Origin of the sequence: Myroides injenensis M09-0166 (assembly GCF_000246945.1) — a bacterium.
In the GTDB taxonomy this organism is placed as follows: domain Bacteria; phylum Bacteroidota; class Bacteroidia; order Flavobacteriales; family Flavobacteriaceae; genus Flavobacterium; species Flavobacterium injenense.
In genome coordinates this window covers 1-1,518 of the sequence record NZ_BAEX01000160.1, presented here as the reverse complement: position 1 = coordinate 1,518, position 1,518 = coordinate 1, and the positions used below count along the sequence as shown (strand labels likewise).

Here is a 1,518-nt window from a genome sequence, read left to right as displayed (position 1 = left end):
ACACGTAGTATGAACCAATCTGTAAATTATTGCGTAATCTAGCCTATCCTCTCGGCCAAGGAACCTTGTTGTTGCTTTATCAGACTTTAAAATAATGTTAACTATATAATACAAAATATTGAGGTTCCTACTGGATTCGAACCAATCTGTAGATTATTGCGTAATCTAGCCTAACCTCTCGGCCAAGGAACCTTTTATATTCTATTTATTTTTAAATTGCTGTATTATAGCTAAAACTGATTCTGTTATATATTGTAATTCTTCTATGGTCAATTCAGAATCAATAGGTAATGATAAAACTCTATTTGTCAGATATTCTGTATTACTTAATTCATATTCTCTATCCTTAAATTGTTGAAACATCTTTTGATTATGACACGCTATGGGGTAATAAATCATACTCGATATACCTTTTTTTGCTAACTCCTGATGCACTAAATCTCTATCAATATTTTCTAGGACAATTGTATATTGATGAAATACGTGATGGCTGTATTCTGGTATAAATGGTGTTTGTATGCTAGATTCATTTGAAAAAGCGTTCGTATAGAAAGAAGCTATTTCTCTCCTTTTATTACAATAATCATCTAAGTATTTTAGCTTAACATTTAATACAGCTGCCTGAATAGAATCTAGGCGACTATTAATCCCAACTATATCGTGATAATATCTTTTCTCTGATCCATGATTACAAATCTTTTTCATACGTACTGCTAATTCATCATCATTAGTGACAATCGCACCAGCATCACCATACGCTCCAAGATTTTTTGAAGGAAAGAAAGAGATACAACTTATAGCTCCAATTGTACCAGTTTTCTTATCACCATTATATCCTAAATAACTTCCTCCTATACTCTGAGCATTATCTTCTATAACAATAATATTGTGTTGATTAGCGATATTCATTATTTCGCTCATATTACAACATTGCCCATACAAATGAACTGGAATAATCACTTTTGTCTTATCAGTAATCATTGATTTAATGCTTTCAACATTCATTGTAAATGTATCTTTATCAACATCAACAAACACGGGTATTAACCCTAATAAAACAATTACCTCAACTGTTGCCACAAATGTGAATGATGGGACTATTACCTCATCTCCTTTTTTCAAATCTAAAGCCATTAATGCTACTTGCAAAGCATCAGTGCCGTTTGCACAAGGAATAACATGTTTAGCGTTTAAATAATTACTTAAATTATCAGCAAACTCTCCTACGATAGGACCATTTATATAAGTACTAGTAGTAATTACTTTACTAATTTCTGAATCTATTTCTTCCTTTATTTTTAGATACTGGCGAGACAAGTCAACCATTTGTATTTTATTCATGCTGAATGATATTTTATACCTCATTAATTACATGACAAAGGTAGTACTATCTGGAGCTATCAAATAATCCAGTTTATAAACAATTAAGTAGTCCAAGCTAAGTACTATATAAACTACTTTACTATAATATAATTCAACACTCTTTATTGATCTGGCTATTATATATATAAATCCCTA

1 protein-coding gene is annotated in these 1,518 nt (G+C 30.7%); it reads right to left on the bottom strand.

The features are described from left to right. Positions 1-201 precede the first annotated feature (201 nt). Complete coding sequence (locus tag RH98_RS14945) at positions 202-1,341, bottom strand: DegT/DnrJ/EryC1/StrS family aminotransferase (RefSeq protein WP_010257573.1); 1,140 nt, start codon at positions 1,339-1,341, stop codon at positions 202-204. Positions 1,342-1,518 lie beyond the last annotated feature (177 nt).

Coding starts and splice junctions, on each gene's coding strand:
- RH98_RS14945 (WP_010257573.1), bottom strand. CDS start 1,341: ATGAATAAAATACAAATGGTTGACTTGTCTCGCCAGTATCTAAAAATA.